At 32.0% G+C, this 955-nt stretch carries 2 protein-coding genes; both read left to right on the top strand.

The features are described from left to right. Window positions 1-24 precede the first annotated feature (24 nt). On the top strand, window positions 25-531 hold the full coding sequence (locus FS85_RS0114815; RefSeq protein WP_010137168.1) for a hypothetical protein: 507 nt from the start codon (window positions 25-27) through the stop codon (window positions 529-531). After that, entirely contained in the window at window positions 521-817 is a 297-nt protein-coding gene (locus FS85_RS0114810) for a hypothetical protein (protein WP_010137167.1), read from the top strand. The genes FS85_RS0114815 and FS85_RS0114810 overlap by 11 nt, the downstream gene beginning before the upstream one ends. Window positions 818-955 lie beyond the last annotated feature (138 nt).

Raw genomic sequence — 955 nt, 5'->3', positions numbered from 1 at the left:
AAACCGTTGTACGCAAGCTGAAAAATGAAGCGAATAGGAAAAATAAATGAAAGAGAAATTTTCTACATTTCTACAAAAGAGGAATTGGAATGGCCGAATTTACTTCCGACTGAAAAATGGGTTGCTCTAACAATTGCGGACAAAGAAAACGGAGAAATTCTTCATGAGAGTACTTCTCAAATATTAGACAAAAACGTAACTTATACTTGTAGTGCTGGTGAACTTTCGGAATTGACCGAACAGTACTTTGATGAAGAAATTGGTTGGCGTGGAGTTCAATATGAGGAAAAAACTGGAAAAAAATATGACTATACAAAATCTCCAATGACAACAATGCATAGGAATTTTAGTGAGGGATTTTGGTTCGCTTCGACTTTAGCTCATAATGAAGAAAAAGAAATTAATAAGCTAGTGTGTATTGACTTTACAACTAGAAAAGTAAAAAAATATTTGAATGAATTGGTTGAAAAAATCAATAATGGTTGGCTACCTAGTGATGAAGAAATTGAATTGGCGAAATATGACTCGTAATAAATATGTGCTTTCAACATTACTATATCTGATAGTTTTAAGCTGTAAAGATTATTATAATGATGCAATTCAATGGACTGACAATCTTGAAAGCAAGTTAACCATTAAAGAAGTTCAAGACCTTCAACCTGAATTTATAGAAATTGACTGGGAAAACCCTAAAATTGTCGACAATCAAAAATGGTATCTGATTGCAAAAATTAAAGGAAATAACGATATCTTGGGAATGTCACATTATTTAGTTTTCATAGAGAATAGTTATCAATATAGAGAATCGAAAAAATAAAAGCCTGCGTACAACAACAAATAAGTTCGATTTTTGGCTTTGTTTCTAACATTCAGTTCACTACTTTTAAATTAAGTTGGTCACGGCCGATAGTTTCGCTGCTATCTAACCAAAAATCCAACTTATTAAAACCGTTGG

Origin of the sequence: Ochrovirga pacifica (assembly GCF_000220525.1) — a bacterium.
GTDB classification, from domain to species: Bacteria; Bacteroidota; Bacteroidia; order Flavobacteriales; family Flavobacteriaceae; genus Ochrovirga; species Ochrovirga pacifica.
The sequence above is the reverse complement of the archived record's forward strand: the minus strand, read 5'-3'. Positions and strand labels throughout refer to the sequence as shown.

What these genes read in the sequence shown, in the direction of transcription:
- FS85_RS0114810 (WP_010137167.1), top strand. Translation starts at nt 521, where the DNA reads ATGACTCGTAATAAATATGTGCTTTCAACATTACTATATCTGATAGTT.
- FS85_RS0114815 (WP_010137168.1), top strand. Translation starts at nt 25, where the DNA reads ATGAAGCGAATAGGAAAAATAAATGAAAGAGAAATTTTCTACATTTCT.